Annotated in this window: 15 protein-coding genes and 1 pseudogene; 13 read left to right on the forward strand and 3 right to left on the reverse strand. The window is 65.5% G+C overall.

The genetic code is table 11. The features are described 5' to 3' along the window. Position 1: 1 nt before the first annotated feature. Both AC3WJU_RS15005 and AC3WJU_RS15010 read right to left on the reverse strand, forming a co-directional pair. A complete protein-coding gene (locus tag AC3WJU_RS15005) occupies positions 2-394 on the reverse strand; it encodes a hypothetical protein (protein ID WP_306961359.1) in 393 nt (130 codons plus the stop codon). A 65-nt stretch (positions 395-459) separates the two neighbouring features. After that, positions 460-1,302, reverse strand: a pseudogene (locus AC3WJU_RS15010) (SGNH/GDSL hydrolase family protein). A gap of 69 nt (positions 1,303-1,371) precedes the next feature. On the opposite strand from AC3WJU_RS15010, the gene AC3WJU_RS15015 reads away from it, so the two are divergent. Then, complete coding sequence (locus AC3WJU_RS15015; protein ID WP_492260230.1) at positions 1,372-2,019, forward strand: alpha/beta hydrolase; 648 nt, start codon at positions 1,372-1,374, stop codon at positions 2,017-2,019. Positions 2,020-2,084: 65 nt separating this feature from the next. On the opposite strand, the gene AC3WJU_RS15020 is transcribed toward AC3WJU_RS15015, so the two are convergent. Next, positions 2,085-2,315 (reverse strand): RNA-binding S4 domain-containing protein, encoded by a 231-nt coding sequence (locus AC3WJU_RS15020; RefSeq protein ID WP_059387868.1) that lies wholly within the window; start codon positions 2,313-2,315, stop codon positions 2,085-2,087. A gap of 33 nt (positions 2,316-2,348) precedes the next feature. On the opposite strand from AC3WJU_RS15020, the gene AC3WJU_RS15025 reads away from it, so the two are divergent. From AC3WJU_RS15025 to dnaG, 12 genes are all read left to right on the forward strand, one after another. Further along, positions 2,349-3,401 (forward strand): DMT family transporter, encoded by a 1,053-nt coding sequence (locus tag AC3WJU_RS15025; RefSeq protein WP_492260231.1) that lies wholly within the window; start codon positions 2,349-2,351, stop codon positions 3,399-3,401. Positions 3,402-3,483: 82 nt separating this feature from the next. Next, positions 3,484-4,869 carry a glycine--tRNA ligase gene (locus tag AC3WJU_RS15030; protein ID WP_059387867.1) on the forward strand — a complete coding sequence of 462 codons (1,386 nt, stop codon included), beginning with the start codon at positions 3,484-3,486 and terminating at the stop codon, positions 4,867-4,869. A gap of 2 nt (positions 4,870-4,871) precedes the next feature. Next, positions 4,872-5,846, forward strand: coding sequence for a GNAT family N-acetyltransferase (locus AC3WJU_RS15035; RefSeq protein WP_306961368.1), 975 nt, complete (start codon positions 4,872-4,874; stop codon positions 5,844-5,846). Between the two features lie 202 nt (positions 5,847-6,048). Then, a complete protein-coding gene (locus tag AC3WJU_RS15040) occupies positions 6,049-7,422 on the forward strand; it encodes an FAD-binding oxidoreductase (RefSeq protein WP_492260232.1) in 1,374 nt (457 codons plus the stop codon). A 138-nt stretch (positions 7,423-7,560) separates the two neighbouring features. Next, entirely contained in the window at positions 7,561-8,994 is a 1,434-nt protein-coding gene (locus AC3WJU_RS15045) for a YibE/F family protein (RefSeq protein WP_492260233.1), read from the forward strand. Positions 8,995-9,098: 104 nt separating this feature from the next. Next, positions 9,099-10,037 (forward strand): ABC transporter ATP-binding protein, encoded by a 939-nt coding sequence (locus AC3WJU_RS15050; protein ID WP_492260234.1) that lies wholly within the window; start codon positions 9,099-9,101, stop codon positions 10,035-10,037. Then, positions 10,034-10,810, forward strand: a complete 777-nt coding sequence (locus tag AC3WJU_RS15055) for an ABC transporter permease (RefSeq protein ID WP_059387865.1) — start codon at positions 10,034-10,036, stop codon at positions 10,808-10,810. The genes AC3WJU_RS15050 and AC3WJU_RS15055 overlap by 4 nt, the downstream gene beginning before the upstream one ends. A gap of 22 nt (positions 10,811-10,832) precedes the next feature. Continuing rightward, positions 10,833-11,990 carry a sensor histidine kinase gene (locus AC3WJU_RS15060; protein ID WP_492260235.1) on the forward strand — a complete coding sequence of 386 codons (1,158 nt, stop codon included), beginning with the start codon at positions 10,833-10,835 and terminating at the stop codon, positions 11,988-11,990. Then, on the forward strand, positions 11,987-12,598 hold the full coding sequence (locus AC3WJU_RS15065) for a response regulator transcription factor (protein WP_306961379.1): 612 nt from the start codon (positions 11,987-11,989) through the stop codon (positions 12,596-12,598). The genes AC3WJU_RS15060 and AC3WJU_RS15065 overlap by 4 nt, the downstream gene beginning before the upstream one ends. Before the next feature lie 58 nt (positions 12,599-12,656). Further along, a complete protein-coding gene (gene dusB / locus AC3WJU_RS15070) occupies positions 12,657-13,838 on the forward strand; it encodes a tRNA dihydrouridine synthase DusB (RefSeq protein ID WP_284989739.1) in 1,182 nt (393 codons plus the stop codon). Positions 13,839-13,951: 113 nt separating this feature from the next. After that, positions 13,952-15,262 (forward strand): deoxyguanosinetriphosphate triphosphohydrolase, encoded by a 1,311-nt coding sequence (locus AC3WJU_RS15075; protein WP_370872192.1) that lies wholly within the window; start codon positions 13,952-13,954, stop codon positions 15,260-15,262. Between the two features lie 48 nt (positions 15,263-15,310). Next, positions 15,311-17,272 carry a DNA primase gene (gene dnaG, locus AC3WJU_RS15080; protein WP_284989738.1) on the forward strand — a complete coding sequence of 654 codons (1,962 nt, stop codon included), beginning with the start codon at positions 15,311-15,313 and terminating at the stop codon, positions 17,270-17,272. The last annotated feature ends 131 nt before the right edge of the window (positions 17,273-17,403 follow it).

Raw genomic sequence — 17,403 nt, forward strand, 5'->3', positions numbered from 1 at the left:
ATCAGCCGTTCATGATCTCCTGGCGGAGCTTCATGTAGTCCTCCATGGCAATTTTCCCGTCGCTGTACTCCTGGTCGAGTTCGGCCAGCTTCCGTGCCCGGTAGCCTTGCGGCGCGCTGTCCGGCTGGGGCGCGCTGTTCGCTTGCGGAGTAGCCGACGACGGCGGAGCGGCCTGAGGGGCGGGCATTCCCACCGGGGGTTGCGGCTCAGCCGGGAAGATGACCGGGGGTTGCTCCGGGTATCCGACGGGGTAGTGCTGTGGAGGATAGGGCTGCCCGGGGTAATCCTGCGGAGGGAAGTCCCGGAGCCTGCGCTGGCGCGATCGGTTGTACATGCGGATCCCCATGGGAATCAGCCAAGAGCAGACGATGATCCAGAAGATCACATTGTTCACGGTGGAGGGCCTCCCTAGTCTTTCACCAGCTTAGCCCCGCTTCCTGTGACCCACAGGGGTCCGGTTCAGCTCCGGGGCAGGATGGTGTCGGCAGGACCGAAGACGGGTCCCGGCGTCGGGCGTTTCGGCAGGATGCCGTCGCCGGAGGAGCGGTGCCGGATCCGGCGGATGACCCACGGGACAAAATACTCCCGTGCCCATACGAGGTCGCCCGAGCGGGCCTCGCGCCAACTCCGCTGGGGGAGTGGCTTGGGGAACAGCGGCTCGAGGTTGTGCGGCACGTTGAGTGAATCGAGGACCATCGCCGCGATGGTGTGATGGCCGAGCGGCGAGAAGTGCAGGCGGTCTTCGTCCCACATCTGGGAGTTGGAGAGTTGCCGCAGGGACCACATATCGGCGATCACGGCATCGTGGCGGGCGGCCACCGTGCGGAGGTTTTCGTTGTAGATGGCCACTTTGCCGCGGATCCGGCCGAGGACCGATGACGCGGTGTCCGGACCGTTGAAGAGAACCACGGTGGCGCCGTCGGAACTCAGGGTCTGCACTGCGGCATCGAGTTTCTCGGCCAAGGCGTCGGGATCGCCGCCGGGACGGATGAGGTCGTTGCCGCCTGCGGAGATGCTCACGAGGTCCGGCTTGAGGTCCATTCACGGGCCAAGTTGTTCGTCGAGGATCTGCTGGAGCAACCGCCCGCGGATGGCCAGGTTGGCGTAGGCGAAATCCCGGTGTCCCCGGCTCAGTTCCTCGGCTACGCGGTCGGCCCAGCCACGATGTCCCCCGGGGTTGTTGGGCTCGGGGTCGCCGATCCCTTCGGTAAAGGAATCACCCAATGCCACGTAGCGGGTCCACGGATGAATCCGTTCGTCCGGCTTTGGTCCCACCGTGGGATCAATGTCACTCACGTCCATATCCTGCCTCTTGCTGCAACGCCACGCGCCCGTAGCTTGTTACTCATGGGTAACTGCAAGAATAGTCCCATGAGTCAAGCTTCCGCCTTTCCTGCCCCGGTCGTTTTGTGGTCCCTCGAAGAGGAGGAGCGGGCTGGCAAGCCATTGCTGGTTCTGTTGCACGGTTACGGGTCCAACGAGCAGGACCTCTTCAGCCTTGCAGGCTTGTTGCCCCAGGACTTCGTCGTCGCTTCGCTCCGTGCGCCGATCGCGACGGGCCCGGGCTTCACGTGGTTCCCGCTCACGGCGTCCATCGACTATTCCCTCGACGCCGTCAAGGACGCCGCGGAGTACGTGTTTTCCTGGTTGGACTCCTTCAAGTCCAACCACAGCTCGGTGACGCTTCTCGGCTTTTCCATGGGCATGGCCATGGCCACCTCGCTGTTGCGGCAGCGCCCGGCGGACTTTGCCGCCGTCGTCGGGCTTTCAGGCTTCGCCGTCGACGCCGATGCGGACCCCGCATTCCGCGACGCCGAACTGGACGGTTCCGTGCCGCTCTTCTGGGGACGGGACCAGCAGGATCCTGTTATCACCCCGGACAAGATCGAATACACCATGGACTGGGTCCGAAAGCACACGGATCTGACCAAGGTGCTCTACACAGGCATGTGGCACGGCATCAACCAGCAGGAAATCGGCCACGTTGGCGAATTCCTGGAGCACAAGGTCCTCTCGTAGCAACGCGGGGTCACTTACGGCCCATCCCGAGGTACGTTATGGGCCGTAAGTGACCCCGCGTTGCCCTAGGAAGCGGCCGCGATCCGCACCGTCTGTCCGTTGACGGTCACCGTATCGCCGACATGGAGTTGGCGGCCGCGCCGATCGTCGATCTCGCCGTTGACTTTGACCAGGCCGTTCTTGATGAGTTCCGTGGCTTCCACGCCGTCCTCCACCAGGTTGGCGAGCTTCAGGAGCTGGCCGAGTCGGATCATGTCGTCGCGGATGGGGATTTCTTCGATTTCCGGGTTGCTCATACAAGCAATGATGCCTGAAGTGAGGTGGTGAAAATGCCGCAATCGTCCCGTCCCGCCATCCGAAGCACCTCCCGTCCGTTGCTCACCGGCCTGCTTCTCGCGGTGGCCAACGGTACCCTGCTTCCGGTCCAAGGCCGGATCAACAGTGCGCTGGGGGCAAAGCTCGACGACGGCGTGGCGGCCGCCGTCGTCAGCTTCACTACCGGGCTGGTATTGATCGCCGTGATCGGCCTTGCGCTACCGAAAGGCCGCGCTGGTTTGCGCCGGATAGTGCCTGCCGTCAAGGAGCGCAGCTTTCCGCGGTTCTATGTGGTGGCTGGCGGGATCGGCGCCCTCTACGTGATTGCCCAATCGTTCACCATTGGCCTTCTTGGAGTCGCGTTGTTCACGGTAGCCGTGATCACAGGGCAGACCGTGAGCGGCCTGTTCGTGGACCGGCTCGGCATCGGTCCCGGCGGGAAACGCTCGATCACGGGGGTCAGGATTTTGGGAAGCATCCTGACGATCGCCGCCGTCGCCTGGGCCGTGTCGCCGCGCCTCGGGGCTGCGGCCGACGTCGGGTCCTTGCTGTTCCCGATCCTGTTGCCAGTCGTGGCGGGTTGCCTCATGAGTTTCCAACAAGCCATGAACGGGACTGCCACGGTGCACTACGGCAGCCCCATCGCCGCGACGCTGGTGAATTTCGTGGCCGGAACGGTCATTCTCTGGATCGCCTGGCTCATCAAGGTGTCGTTGCTTGGTCCCGGGCACGCCCTTCCTGCTGAGTGGTGGTATTACGTGGGCGGCCCGATGGGGTGCGTCTTTATCGGCCTGGCTGCTTTGTTGGTCCGCAGCCTCGGTGTTTTGGTGACGGGGCTGGGGATGATTGCCGGGCAGCTGCTCGGATCCCTCGCGCTTGACCTGGTCCTGCCGGCTCCGGGAACCGTGGTGGCTTTCCCCACGATCCTTGGCACCTTGCTGACCCTGTTCGCCATCATCGTTGCCACGCTGCCTTGGCCGAAGGGCGCGCTCTCTCCCCGCCGTCCCGCCAAGCGCCATTCGGGCCAGTCCCGGAGGCAGGACAGCGGCCAAAGGCCGGTAGGCTAGGACACGCAGCTTCCTGCACAGCATTACCTTCGCGCACAACCACGGACCGCACCCAGCGGCCCTGTAGAACATTGGAGTACCCATGGCAGCAAAATCCGTCCTCGACCAGGTCATTTCCCTCTCCAAGCGGAGGGGCTTCGTGTTCCAGGCCGGTGAAATCTATGGTGGCTCCCGGTCCGCGTGGGACTACGGCCCCCTCGGTGCCGAGCTCAAGGAAAACATCAAGCGCCAGTGGTGGCAGAGCGTTGTCCGCGGCCGCGAAGACGTGGTGGGCCTGGATTCCTCCGTGATCCTGCCCCGCCAGGTATGGGAAGCCTCCGGCCACGTCGAGGTGTTCTCCGACCCCCTGGTCGAGTGCCTTTCCTGCCACAAGCGCTACCGCGCCGACCACCTCGAGGAAGAGTACGAGGAAAAGAAGGGCCGTCCCGCCGAAAACGGCCTCAAGGACATCGCCTGCGCCAACTGCGGCACCCGCGGCCAGTGGACCGAACCGCAGGAGTTCTCCGGCCTGCTCAAGACGTTCCTGGGCCCCGTGGCCAGCGAAGAAGGCCTGCACTACCTGCGCCCGGAAACCGCGCAAGGCATCTTCGTCAACTTCAGCAACGTGCTCACCACGTCCCGCAAGAAGCCGCCGTTCGGCATCGGCCAGATCGGCAAGTCCTTCCGCAACGAGATCACGCCGGGCAACTTCATCTTCCGCACCCGCGAGTTCGAACAGATGGAAATGGAATTCTTCGTCGAGCCGGGCACGGATGAGGAATGGCACCAGTACTGGATGAAAGAACGCATGTCCTGGTACACCGATCTGGGCATCCGGCCGGAGAACCTGCGTTTCTTCGAGCACCCGCAGGACAAGCTCAGCCACTACTCCAAGGGCACCACGGACATCGAGTACCGCTTCGGTTTCCAGGGCTCCGAGTGGGGCGAGCTCGAGGGCATCGCCAACCGCACCGACTTCGACCTCTCCACCCACTCGAAGGCCTCCGGTCAGGACCTCAGCTACTTCAACCAGGCCACCAACGAGCGCTACACGCCGTACGTCATTGAACCGGCCGCCGGCCTGACGCGCTCCTTCATGGCCTTCCTTGTGGACGCCTACACAGAAGACGAGGCACCCAACGCCAAGGGCGGCGTCGACGTCCGTACCGTCCTGAAGCTTGACCCGCGCCTGGCGCCGGTCAAGGCAGCCGTGCTGCCCCTGAGCCGCAACGAGGACCTGTCCCCGAAAGCCAAGGACTTGGGCACCCAGCTGCGCAAGAACTGGAACATCGACTTCGACGACGCCGGCGCCATCGGCCGCCGCTACCGTCGCCAGGACGAGATCGGTACCCCGTTCTGCATCACCGTGGACTTCGACACCCTCGATGACCAGGCCGTCACCATTCGTGAGCGCGACACCATGAGCCAGGAACGTGTGTCCCTGGACAAGGTGGAGGGCTACCTGGCCGCACGACTGATCGGCGCCTAAGCGTGTCCATCGAGTACCGCGAATGGCGTGAGGGCGACGACCTCGCGCTCCTGGAAATGTGGGGTGGGCCGGAGACCCTGCCGGCCCAGCAATTCCGCGCCGCCCTTGCGCCGTCGAGCAACAGCGGCCAGGGCCAGCCTTGGCGCCGGTGCATCGTGGCGGAAGACGTCGTTGACGGCATCGGAATTCCGGTGGCCGCGGGGGTGGTCCACGAGGCGTCCCTGCACGCGGAACGTCTCTGGGCCTACATCGAGGTTGCCAAGGACCACCGCCGGAGCGGGATCGGGGCCACGCTCCTGACCATGCTGCGGCGCGAAGCCGGGCAGTCGCCGTCGGGCGTCACCAAGCTGCGCAGCAAAGTGGAGCCCGGCACGGCCGGTGCCGCCTTCGCCGAGTGGGCAGGGCTTGCACCCATCCAGCGTTCCCGGCTTGTGGTGGTGGATCCCGAGCCGCTCAGGCTGCCTGTGTTTGGTGACGGCTCCGAAGAAGCCGCTTCCGAGCGGGTGGAGGACCTCGCCACGGGATCGGTGGAACTGAGCGACGTCGTCGGCCGGTACTACACAGCCGTGCACCACTGGGACAACCCCGGCGAGCTGGGCATCCCCACCGTGCAGCGGCTGTTCCTCGACGATCTGACAGGGGCCCACGGAGCCGTCGTGCTGCGAGCGCCCAAGGCGAGTGCCTTTGGCGCCGGCGTTCCGGCCACCCGCAAGGGCAAGCTGCAGGCCTTCGCCATCAGCTATGCCCAGGGCAGCTCGGACGAGCCCTCGGAAGTGTTCCTTGGCCACGACCCGCTTTTGCCGGATGACGAGGCGCGGGAGGCGGTCCGCGACCTGCTGGCGCTTATTGCTTACCAGCACCCCGTGCTCCTTGAAGTGGACGATTCCATGACGGCCGTGTGCGCCGTCGTCGATCCCTTGCTCGAGCAGGGCAAGGCGAAGCTCCGCGGTGCGGACACCCTGGTGGTCAGCGAATAGCTTGCGGCTGGCCCAACTGGCTCGCAGTTGTTGTCGTTTTGAGCCCTCATAACGACAACAACTGCGAGCCAGTTGGGTGAACCCTTGACGGCGCCGCTGCCCTGGGTGTAGGCATGACGACGTAAGCCCCGGCCGTTGCTCTGGTGGGGTAGCGGCGGGTGGAACGAATCCGGTCTCATGAAGAGAATCGGCGGTAACACCCATGAATGGAACAGCCCTCGACGGACTCCGTGAACAGCTCCGTGGGCAACTCGTCACTCCCAGCGATCCTGACTATGACTCCGCCCGTGCCGTCTTTAACGGGATGATCGACAAGCGTCCGGCGGGAGTCGTCCGGGTGGCCCAAGTGGCGGACGTCATCGCGAGCGTGAACTTCGCCCGGGACAATTCCCTGCCATTGGCTATCCGCGGCGGCGGCCACAGCGCCCCCGGTTTCGGGACCTGGGACGATGCCCTTGTCATAGATTTCGTCAACCGTACCGGGGTCCGTGTTGACCCCGACGCCGGTACGGCCCGTGCCGAGGCGGGAACAACCTGGGCAGATTTCAACCACGCCACCCACGCCTTCGGACTCGCTACCACTGGCGGGATTGTGGGATCCACCGGCATCGCAGGCCTGACCCTGGGTGGCGGCATCGGCTATCTTGCCCGCAAGCACGGCCTGTCCTGTGACAACTTGATCTCCGCCGACGTGGTGACAGCGGACGGCAAGTTCCTGACTGCGAGCGAAACCCGGAACGAGGATCTCTTCTGGGCCTTGCGGGGAGGCGGGGGAAATTTCGGTGTGGTGACGTCGCTGGAGTACAAGCTGCACCCGGTGGACATGGTCCATGTGGGCATTGTCATCTATGGAGCTGAGAACACCGAGACGGTGGCGAAGTTCTACCGGGATTACATGGACTCCGCTCCCGAAGAGTTCGGCGCGTTCCTCGGCTTCCATCAAGGCCCGCCGGTGCCGTTCCTTCCGGGAGAATGGCACGGCAAGCCAGTGTGCGTCGTGGTCGGGATGTGGACGGGAGACATGGCCGAAGGCGAATCCCGCTGGGCGCCGTTCCTCGAAGCCGCACCCGTAGCCGGATCCCTGATCACCCCGATGCCGTACCCGGCACTCAATGTGGCATTTGATGGGCTCAATCCCAAGGGGCTGCAAGGATATTGGAAAGCCAACTTCATCAGCGAACTCAACGATGGCGTCATTGGTGCGCATGCGGAGTTCGGGTCCACGGTGACCAGCCTCAACACCGCCGTCCATGTCTACCCGATCGACGGCGCGGCGGCCCGGGTCGGAGCCCAGGACACCGCCTTCGCGAACCGCGGCATGAAGTTCGCCCCGGTGATCGCGGCACAATGGCCGGACCCCGCGGACAACGAAGCCAACATTGCCTGGGCCCGCAACTACGCGGAGGCGCTCCGTCCGCATTCGGCTGCCAGCGGCTACATCAACTTCATGGATGCGGAAGACCAGAGCAGGATCAGTGACAACTACGGGGTCAACTACGAGCGGCTGCAAGCCATCAAGGGCAAGTACGATCCAGGAAACCTCTTCCACGTCAACCAAAACATCAAACCCGCCTGAGCACTCGCGTATCAACCGCGCCCAACTGGCTAGCAGTAGGTGTCGTTTTGAGCGCTGATAACGACACCAACTGCGAGCTAGTTGGGTGGGACACAGCGCTGCCCCACGTAGGCTTGTGGGCATGAGGTTTTGCAGCTAATGGGTCACGGCCATTCACACGGACACGCAGAGCATTTCGAGCCAAGCCCGACGGCGCTCGCGTCACGCAGGCGGGCCAACTGGCTCCTCGTGGCCGTGCTGGCTCCGATCGCGGTACTCACGATCGTTGCCATGGTGGTCATGTGGCCATCGGGGAGCAAAGAGGGCATCACGTTCGCGAGCCCCTACACGGCCGCTCCCGGGGTGACGTTCGATACGGGCAAGATCCAGGCGGTTACTCAGGAAAGCTGCACGCAAGGTACGCAGGCGCCGAGTACGAACGGCACGAACCAAAGCAGCGGCGCACAGCCGCAGGGGTCCCAATGCACCTTCGCGTCCACGCAACCGGATAACGGCGGCAGCCCGGTGAAAGTGGTCATCAACCCGGACGTGGCCAAGTCCCACGGCGTCAAAGTGGGGGACAGCATCCGCTACCTGAACCTCTCCGGGGTGCAGGGCGCAGCGGCAGGCAACGGCTCGCCGTCGTACGTTTTCCTCGACTTCGTGCGGACCGTTCCCATGGCACTTCTGGCGATCCTGTATGCCGTGGTGGTCATTGCGGTGGCGCGCTGGCGCGGCTTCAGGGCGCTCCTCGGGCTGGCCGGAGCCTACGTGGTGATGGTGAGCTTCATGCTTCCTGGACTGGTGGAAGGCAAGCCGCCGCTGCTCGTGGCTTTGGTCGGCTCCACGGCCATCATGATGGGGGTGCTCTATTTCGCCCACGGATTCTCGGCCAAGACCTCCACCGCGTTGCTGGGTACGATCTTCGGCCTCGGCATTACGGCGCTGCTGGCGGCCTGGGCCACGGATGCGGCCAACCTGACCGGGATCGCGAGCAGCGAGGGCGCCACGCTGGTGAACATGTCGGACAAGATCTCGCTCTCCGGAATCATTCTCTGCGGTCTGATCATTTCCGGGCTCGGAGTGCTCAACGACGTGACGATCACCCAGTCCGCGGCCGTGTGGGAACTCTACGAGCTCGCACCCGAGACTGGCGCGCGAAAGCTGTTCACCTCGGCCATGGGGATCGGCCGGGACCACATCGCCTCCACGGTCTACACCATCGCCTTTGCCTACGCCGGCGCAGCGCTACCCCTCCTGATCATCGTCATGCTGTACGACCGTCCGCTGGTTGATGCCCTCACGAGTGCCGAGTTGTCCGAGGAAGTCATCCGTACACTGGTGGGCTCCATCGGCCTGGTGCTGGCCATCCCCGTGACCACCTTGATCGCCGTGCTGGTGGTGAAGGCGACCGGTCCGAGGCGGCTCGCGGCTGCCGTCGCGGCGGATGCGGCGCCAGCTCTCGACGACGACGGGAAGGTCCGCGAGCTTGAAAACGCCGGTTCCACCGATGCCTTCGAGTCCTTCGATACTGGCGAGCTTGCCGCCGTCGTCATGACCAGGCGGGCACGCAGGGAAGCCGAGCGCCGCTAGCCTCCGATGACATTTGTCATCCTTCATTGGTGACACACGCCCGGGCGCCGGACACGGATCCCGGCTTTGATGGGTAGTGGAGCAAACCAAAGCCAAGGAGAGTCATGACAACAGCGAGTGTGCCGGCCGTCCAAGCCGCCGGACTGCACAAGAGCTTCGGGAAGGTCCACGCCGTACGCGGCCTGGACCTCACCGTGCAGCCGGGGGAGGTGGTGGCGTTCCTCGGTCCCAACGGGGCGGGCAAGACCACCACGATCGACATGATCCTCGGATTGAGCGCCCCGGACCAGGGTAGCGTCTCCATCTTCGGCCACACTCCCCGGGGAGCCATCGCCCGCGGCCAGGTGGCAGCCGTGATGCAGACCGGCGGCTTGCTGCGGGACATCAGCGTCCGCGAGACCGTGCAGCTCAACGCTGCCATGTTCGATTCCTCCCGGCCCGTGGACGAAGTCCTGGCGCGGGCGGGCATCCTGGAGATCGCCGACCGCAAGGTGGAGAAGTGTTCCGGTGGCCAGCAGCAGCGGCTGCGCTTCGCCATGGCCCTCGTCTCCGATCCCGGTTTGCTGATCCTGGACGAGCCGACCACCGGCATGGATGTGGCGGGCCGACGCGACTTCTGGACCGCCATCAGGACCGACGCCCAGCACGGACGGACCGTCATCTTCGCCACGCATTACCTCGAAGAAGCCGACGCCTACGCGGACAGGATTGTGCTGGTCCGGCAAGGCAGCATCGTGGCGGACGGCACCGCCGCCCAGATCAAGAACCTTGCCTCGGGCCGAACCGTCAAGGCTTCGCTTCCGGCGGCTGAGCGCGTGCTCCTGGCCGGGATGCCGCCCGTCGAAAGCATGGATTACGACGGCGGCCGCCTCACCGTCCGCACGGGCGACTCGGACGCCGTCGTGCGTTTCCTGCTCAACAACACGGGCGCCCACGACGTGGAAGTGGCGGCCAACAACCTCGAGGAGGCCTTCGTGGCCCTCACCGGAGACGATGCGGTGCCGGAATCCACGAGCATCACTTTTGAAGGAGACCTCGTATGAGCGCGGCAACAGTCCTCCAGGAACGGAAAGCGTCCTCCGGCGGGGTCAACAGCACGTTCCTGTGGATCGAAATCAAGCGGATGCTCCGGAACCGCCGGACCATCATGTTCACGGTGTTCATGCCGGCCGTCTTCTTCTTCATTTTCGGCCTCTCCAACAAGGACAAGCTCCTGCCCAACGGGCACAGCTACGGCCAGTACATCCTCATCAGCCTCACGGTCTATGCCGCGATGACCGCAGCTACGGGCGCCGGCAGCCAAGTGGCGGTGGAGCGTGCCCAAGGGTGGAGCCGCCAGCTTCGCCTCACGCCCCTCCTGCCCGGTGCGTACATCGCGGTGAAAGCCATGGCCGCCCTCACGCTGTCCCTTGTCGCCGTCGTGGCCCAGTTCGTCATCGGCGCCCTTGCCGGTGTCACCATGGATGCCCAGACCTGGCTGACCGCGGGGTTGGTCGCTTGGCTGGGTTCCCTGGTCTTCGCGGCCCTGGGCTTGTTCGTCGGATACCTTATGCCGAGCCAGAACGTCATGCAGATCCTCGGCCCGGCCCTGGCCATCCTTGCCATGCTCGGTGGACTGTTCATGCCGATCGAGATCATGGGGGAGACCTTCGGGAACATCGCCAAGTTCACGCCCGCGTACGGGATCGGGCAATTGGCCCGGAGCCCCATCACCGGCGAGTTCGACTGGGCGTGGATCGTCAACGTCCTCATCTGGCTCGCGATCTTCGTGGCCGGGGCTGCGATGGCGTTCCGCCGCGACACGAAACGTGTCTGAACAGGCCGCTAGGGTGGGCACCATGACCAGCAGCCAAGGCCGAACCTCCTTCAGGGACATGCTCGTCGGCAACATGTTCCGCGGTGCCATGTTCCGCGGTCCTGGGCCGCGGGGCTGGTTCATCGGCGCGGGACTTTCCATCCTGCTCTGGGCCTGGCCGACGTGGAACATCGTGTGGTCCGTGGACGAGCCGCTGGCCTGGAAAACGGCGGCGTCGGCGTCCCTGATCGTGTTCTTCGCGGCCTACGTCTTCCTGCCACAGATCAGTTGGCGCCTGGGCGTCCGGGCGGGGATCGTGTCCGTCTTCATCCTGCTGGCGCTGAACGGGCTGATGATCCTCATCATCGGACGGGAAGCCTTGTGGACCTGGACGTTCCTGGCCTGCGCCATCGCCATGACGTCCCTTCCGCCGCGCGCGGATTTCTTCCTCATCGTCGGATTGGCCCTCGCTTCCTTCACCACCCAGTTGGTGACGGGCAACGGGGAGCAGGCCTTGCTCCAGGCCGGGATCATCGTGTCCCTCGGCCTCATGATGTCCGCCTTCGCGCGGCTGATCAGGCAGACCGCACGGCTCCGGGAAGCGCAGACTGAACTGGCCGATGCAGCCGTGGCGGCGGAGCGTAGCCGCGTCGCCCGGGACATGCACGACATCCTGGGGCATTCCCTGACCGTCATAGCAGTGAAGGCCGAATTGGCCGGCAGGATGCTGGACACCGTCCCCGGCGAGTACCCGGCCCGCGACCGGGCCGCCGCCGAGATCTCCGCGGTGCAGGACTTGGCCCGTGGCGCGCTCGCCGACGTCCGCGCCACGGTGGCCGGTTACCGCGGCGTCAACGTCCTGGCGGAACTCGCAGTCGCCCGGACGGCCCTGGAATCGGCAGGGATCGACGCCGAATTGCCGGGAACCGTCGAACAGGTTCCGGCGCGTCACCGGGAGCTCTTCGGCTGGGTGCTGCGCGAAGGCGTCACCAACGTTGTGCGGCACTCCGGCGCCGCGCGCTGCCGCGTCCGGTTGACGGCGTCGAGCGTTCTAGTCGAGGACGACGGCGTCGGTCCGGCCTCCGGGGGCCGCTCCGGGAATGGACTGGCCGGGATCCGCGAACGCGTGGGTGCCGCCGGGGGAACGGTCAGCATTGGCCCGAGCGACCTGGGAGGGTTCAGATTGGCGGTGGAGGTATGAGTATCCGATTGGTGATCGCAGACGACCAGGCGCTCGTGCGCGGAGCATTGGCCGCGTTGCTGGGGCTGGAGCCGGACATCGAGGTGGTCGCCGAACTGGGCGACGGGACAGGGGTGGCGGCCGCCGTCGTCGAGCACTCCGCCGACGTGGCAATGCTCGACGTCGAGATGCCTGGCCTGGACGGGATCAGCGCGGCAGCGGCCGTGCGGCGGGCCGCGCCGTCCTGCCGGGTCCTCATGGTGACCACCTTCGGACGGCCCGGCTACCTCAAGCGCGCCATGCAGGCCGGCGCCTCCGGATTCGTCGTCAAGGACACGCCCGCCCGGCAATTGGCCGAAGCGGTACGCCGCGTACACCAAGGGCTCAGGGTGGTGGACCCGGTGCTTGCCGCGGAATCGTTGACCGCGGGAGACAGCCCTTTGACCGAACGCGAGGGGGAGGTGCTCAAGGCAGCGTACGACGGCGGAACGGTAGCCGACATCGCGAAGTCGGCAATGCTTTCCGAAGGGACCGTCCGGAACTACCTGTCCGCCGCGATGGCCAAGACCGGCGGCCGGACGCGTGCCGAGGCCGTGCGCATCGCCGAAGACAACGGCTGGCTGCTCTAGCGGCCAGGCACGACTTCGACCGTCCCGTCGATTTGCCCCGCTTTGAGACAATGGACGGGTGACTGTAGTAGCAACGCCCCCTTCGCCCAAGCTCGAACTGCCCCCGCTGCAGCTCGGCCGGATCACGGTGGACACCCCCGTGATCCTCGCCCCGATGGCCGGAATCACCAACTCGGCCTTCCGTCGGCTGTGCCGTGAATACGGCGGCGGCCTGTACGTGGCGGAGATGGTGACCTCCCGTGCCTTAGTGGAGCGCACTCCGGAATCGTTGCGCATCATCTCCCATGACGACGACGAAAAAGTCCGTTCCGTGCAGTTGTACGGCGTGGACCCCGTCACCGTTGGCCAGGCAGTGCGCATGCTCGTCGAAGAAGACCGGGCGGACCACATCGACCTCAACTTCGGCTGCCCCGTGCCCAAGGTCACCCGGCGCGGCGGCGGATCCGCCCTCCCCTGGAAGATCGACCTTTTCACCTCGATCGTCCAGACCGCTGTCAAGGAAGCCTCCAAGGGCGACATCCCGCTGACCATCAAGATGCGCAAGGGCATTGACGAGGACCACCTCACGTACCTCGACGCCGGCCGGATCGCCCGCGATTCGGGCGTTGCCGCCGTCGCGCTCCACGGCCGCACGGCCGCTCAGTTCTACTCCGGTCAGGCCGACTGGTCCGCCATCGCACGCCTGCGCGAAGCCCTCCCGGACATTCCCGTCCTGGGCAACGGGGATATCTGGTCCGCCGAAGACGCCGTCCGCATGGTGCGCGAAACCGGGATCGACGGCGTCGTAGTGGGCCGCGGTTGCCAAGGTCGCCCGTGGCTCTTCGGCGACCTCCAAGCCGCGTTTGAGGGAAGCGACCAGCGCCACCGTCCGGGGCTGCGCGAAGTAGCCGAGGGCGTCTACCGCCACGCCGAGCTCATGATCGAAACCTTCGGCAACGACGAGTACAAGGCGCTGCGTGAGATCCGCAAGCACATGGCCTGGTACTTCAAGGGCTACGTGGTGGGAGGGGAGCTGCGTGCCAAACTGGCCACGGTGCCGACGCTCGAGGTCCTGCGCGAGCTGCTGGACCAGCTGGACATGGACCTGCCGTACCCAGGCATCGATTCGGAAGGCCCGCGCGGACGCGCAGGTTCCCCCAAAAAGCCGGCGTTGCCCAAGGATTGGCTTCTCAGCCGGCAGATGGACGCGGACCAGACGCGCGATATCGCCGCAGCCGAACTCGACGTCTCAGGCGGCTAAAGCGCGGCCCGGACCGGCGCGTGCACGCGCACGGCCCGAGTCGTGGAAAACTGGCTGCATAGGCACGGGCTGAAGAGACGCCGGTGCACGGCAAGCGGAGGAGGCAGATACCCATGGGAACTGAAGCGATGTCTGCAGCACGCCCGGCCGAAAACGCAACGGGCATTCCAGGCTATGTGGAGGCCGACTCGGCACGCTGGGTCCAGGAACCCCGGAAGAATACCTACCGCTCGGACTTCGAGCGGGACCGGGCACGGGTGCTGCATTCGTCAGCCCTCCGGCGGCTCGGGGCCAAGACCCAAGTGGTGGCCCCGGATACCGATGACTTCGTGCGCACCCGGTTGACGCACAGCCTTGAAGTGGCCCAGGTGGGCCGCGAATTGGGCCGCGCTCTCGGTTGCGATCCGGATGTTGTGGACACGGCGTGCCTGAGCCACGATCTTGGCCATCCGCCTTTCGGGCACAACGGGGAATCGGCGCTCAACGAGGTCGCCCATGGAATCGGTGGCTTCGAAGGCAACGCCCAGACCCTGCGCCTGCTGACCCGGCTTGAACCCAAGGTCCTTGCCCCCGACGGCCGGCCCGCGGGCCTGAACCTGACCCGGGCCAGCCTTGACGCCGCGTCCAAGTATCCGTGGTCCGCCGTCGATGCCCCCGTCATCCACGGACAGCGGAGCAGCAAATTCGGCGCTTACGAGGACGATCTGCCCGTGTTTGCCTGGCTTCGTGACGGAGCGCCGGGGAACCGTTCCTGCATCGAGGCCCAGGTCATGGACCTGGCCGACGATATTTCGTACTCCGTCCACGACGTCGAGGACGCCATTGTTGCCGGCCATTTCCAGCTGAAGTGGCTGGACAATCCGGACCACCGGGCCCGCGTGGTGGGCTACACCAAGCAGTGGTACTTGCCCCACAACGATCCCGCTGAAATCGACGCCGCACTGGCACGCCTCGAAGCCACGAGCGTGTGGGTCCGCGAAGCCGACGGCAGCCGCAAGTCGATGGCCGCGCTGAAGGACATGACCAGCCAGTTGATCGGCCGGTTCTGCCAGAGTGCCTTGGAGACCACGAGGGCGCATTTCGGCCCGGACCACCTCACCCGGTACGCTGCGGAACTCATGGTCCCCGAGGAAACCGTCACCGAGATCGCGGCCATGAAGGGCCTTGCCACGACGTTCGTGATCTCCACCGACCATCGGCAGCCCGTCTATGAGCGCCAGCGCGAAGTCCTGCACGCCCTCGTCGGCGTGCTCAACGCGAGCGGAGACCGGCATCTGGAACCGATGTTCGCCGCGGATTGGCGGGACGCCCCCGACGACGGCGCCCGGCTTCGCGTTGTCATCGACCAGGTGGCGTCCCTGACGGACGCTTCGGCGCTGGCGATGTACGAACGCCTCGTGGGCAGCCTCCCCTCGCTCTGGTAGCCCGACGGCGGCCCGCGGCTGACCGGGCGGAGCGACTAGGATGGTGACGTGGCTGGCCTGATCAAACGTGAAGATATCGACGAAGTACGCCAGCGCACCGATATCAAGGAAGTAGTGGACGGCTACGTCACCCTCAAGGGCGCCGGCTTGGGGACCTTCAAAGGCCTGTGTCCCTTCCACGACGAGCGCTCGCCGTCGTTCACCGTCCGTCCGCAAGTGGGCCGGTACCATTGCTTCGGCTGCGGCGAAGACGGCGATGCCATCTCCTTCGTCCAGAAAATGGACCACAGCTCCTTCCACGAAGCCGTGGAAAAGCTCGCAGCCCGGATCGGCTACGAGCTCCGCTATGAAGACGGCGGCACGGGTCCCAACCGCGAAGAGGTCGGCAAGCGCCAACGGCTGCTGGATGCCCACAAGATCGCCGACGAATTCTTCCGTGCCCAACTGCTCACGGCAGGTGCCGCAGAGGGCCGCAACTTCCTCCACGGCCGCGGCTTCGATCGGACCGCGGCCGAACAGTTCGGCGTCGGCTACGCGCCCCAGGGTTGGGACTCGCTGCTGAAGCACCTGCGCGGACGCGGGTTCACGGACGCCGAATTGAAGCTGACGGGGATGTTTTCCGAAGGCAACCGGGGCATTTACGACCGCTTCCGGGGCCGGCTCATCTGGCCCATCCGGGACATCGCCGGCGACACCATCGGATTCGGCGCCCGCAAGCTCTACGAGGACGACCAAGGACCGAAGTACCTGAACACTCCGGAGACCGTGCTCTACAAGAAGTCCCAAGTCCTCTACGGCATCGACCTCGCCAAGCGGAACATCGCCAAAGACCGGCAACTGGTGGTGGTGGAGGGGTACACGGACGTCATGGCCTGCCACCTTGCCGGCGTCGGTACCGCTGTGGCCACGTGCGGTACGGCCTTCGGTACGGACCACATCAAGATCGCCCGCCGCTTGCTGTCCGACGACGGCACCGGGGGAGAGGTCATCTTCACCTTCGACGGCGACGCCGCCGGGCAGAAGGCCGCATTGCGCGCCTTTGAAGAAGACCAGCGTTTCGTCGCGCAGACGTACGTGGCCGTGGAACCGAGCGGAGCGGACCCCTGTGATCTTCGCCAGCTTAAGGGCGACGCGGCTGTCCGGGACCTGATCGGCACCCGTCGGCCCCTCTTTGAATTCGCCATCCGGGCCTCACTCAAACGCCACAACCTGGACACCGTGGAAGGCCGGGTCGCCGCCCTGCGGGAATCGGCCCCCGTCGTGGCGCAGATTCGTGATTCCGGTATCCGTCCCGCCTATGTCCGCGAGCTGGCAGGCTGGCTCGGCATGCCCATCGAGGAAGTCAGCCGGGCCGTGGGCTTGGCCGCCAAACGCGCTGCTTCCGGCGCGGCGGGCAATACAGGAACTGCGGGATCTGCAGGCACTCCAGGAACCCCGGGGCACGGGCAAGGCGCAGCGCCGGGCCAGTCCGGCCAGCCGGCGGCAGCACCGCCGTCGAACGCTCCCATCGCGTTCATGCGCCCGGATCCGCGGGATCCCATTGCCGCCATGGAACGGCAGGCCCTCGAAGTGGTCATCCAGAACCCGGCCGTACTGGGTGGCGAAGCTGCGCTTAGCGGCGGAGCATGGGAACGGTTTGAAGCGTCCCATTTCGTCACTCCGGCCTACTCAGCCGTGCACACCGCCATCCGGGCCGCCGGGCTGGCACACGCGGGAGACCCTGTGGCCTGGGTGGAAGGGATTCGCCAGGAGGTTCCGGAACCGCTCCAAGGCCTGGTCTCCGAGCTTGCCGTCGTCCCACTGCCGGCCAGCACGCCCGAAGCGCTTCAGCGCTATTGCCGCGACATTTTGGCCCGGCTTTTCGAGCTGCAGATCACCAGGGTCAAGGCGGACAAGATGGGCCAATTGCAGCGTCTGGACGCCTCGGCCCAGCCTGAGGAGTTCCAGCGCCTCAACCGGGAACTCATGCAGCTGGAAATGCAGCGCCGCGCGCTCCGCATGGACAGCTGAGGGCCGCCCTGGCGCCGATTTCGTTTCCCGGCAGCCCTTTGTTAGGCTTGTACACGCTTCATTCCTCCGTAGCTCAATTGGCAGAGCATTCGACTGTTAATCGAAGGGTTACTGGTTCAAGTCCAGTCGGA

The organism is Arthrobacter sp. FW306-1B-F12A (assembly GCF_058781865.1).

What these genes read in the sequence shown, in the direction of transcription:
- AC3WJU_RS15015 (WP_492260230.1), top strand. Translation starts at nt 1,372, where the DNA reads ATGAGTCAAGCTTCCGCCTTTCCTGCCCCGGTCGTTTTGTGGTCCCTC.
- AC3WJU_RS15055 (WP_059387865.1), top strand. Translation starts at nt 10,034, where the DNA reads ATGAGCGCGGCAACAGTCCTCCAGGAACGGAAAGCGTCCTCCGGCGGG.
- AC3WJU_RS15025 (WP_492260231.1), top strand. Translation starts at nt 2,349, where the DNA reads ATGCCGCAATCGTCCCGTCCCGCCATCCGAAGCACCTCCCGTCCGTTG.
- AC3WJU_RS15065 (WP_306961379.1), top strand. Translation starts at nt 11,987, where the DNA reads ATGAGTATCCGATTGGTGATCGCAGACGACCAGGCGCTCGTGCGCGGA.
- AC3WJU_RS15040 (WP_492260232.1), top strand. Translation starts at nt 6,049, where the DNA reads ATGAATGGAACAGCCCTCGACGGACTCCGTGAACAGCTCCGTGGGCAA.
- AC3WJU_RS15050 (WP_492260234.1), top strand. Translation starts at nt 9,099, where the DNA reads ATGACAACAGCGAGTGTGCCGGCCGTCCAAGCCGCCGGACTGCACAAG.
- AC3WJU_RS15060 (WP_492260235.1), top strand. Translation starts at nt 10,833, where the DNA reads ATGACCAGCAGCCAAGGCCGAACCTCCTTCAGGGACATGCTCGTCGGC.
- AC3WJU_RS15075 (WP_370872192.1), top strand. Translation starts at nt 13,952, where the DNA reads ATGGGAACTGAAGCGATGTCTGCAGCACGCCCGGCCGAAAACGCAACG.
- AC3WJU_RS15030 (WP_059387867.1), top strand. Translation starts at nt 3,484, where the DNA reads ATGGCAGCAAAATCCGTCCTCGACCAGGTCATTTCCCTCTCCAAGCGG.
- AC3WJU_RS15045 (WP_492260233.1), top strand. Translation starts at nt 7,561, where the DNA reads ATGGGTCACGGCCATTCACACGGACACGCAGAGCATTTCGAGCCAAGC.
- AC3WJU_RS15020 (WP_059387868.1), bottom strand. Translation starts at nt 2,315, where the DNA reads ATGAGCAACCCGGAAATCGAAGAAATCCCCATCCGCGACGACATGATC.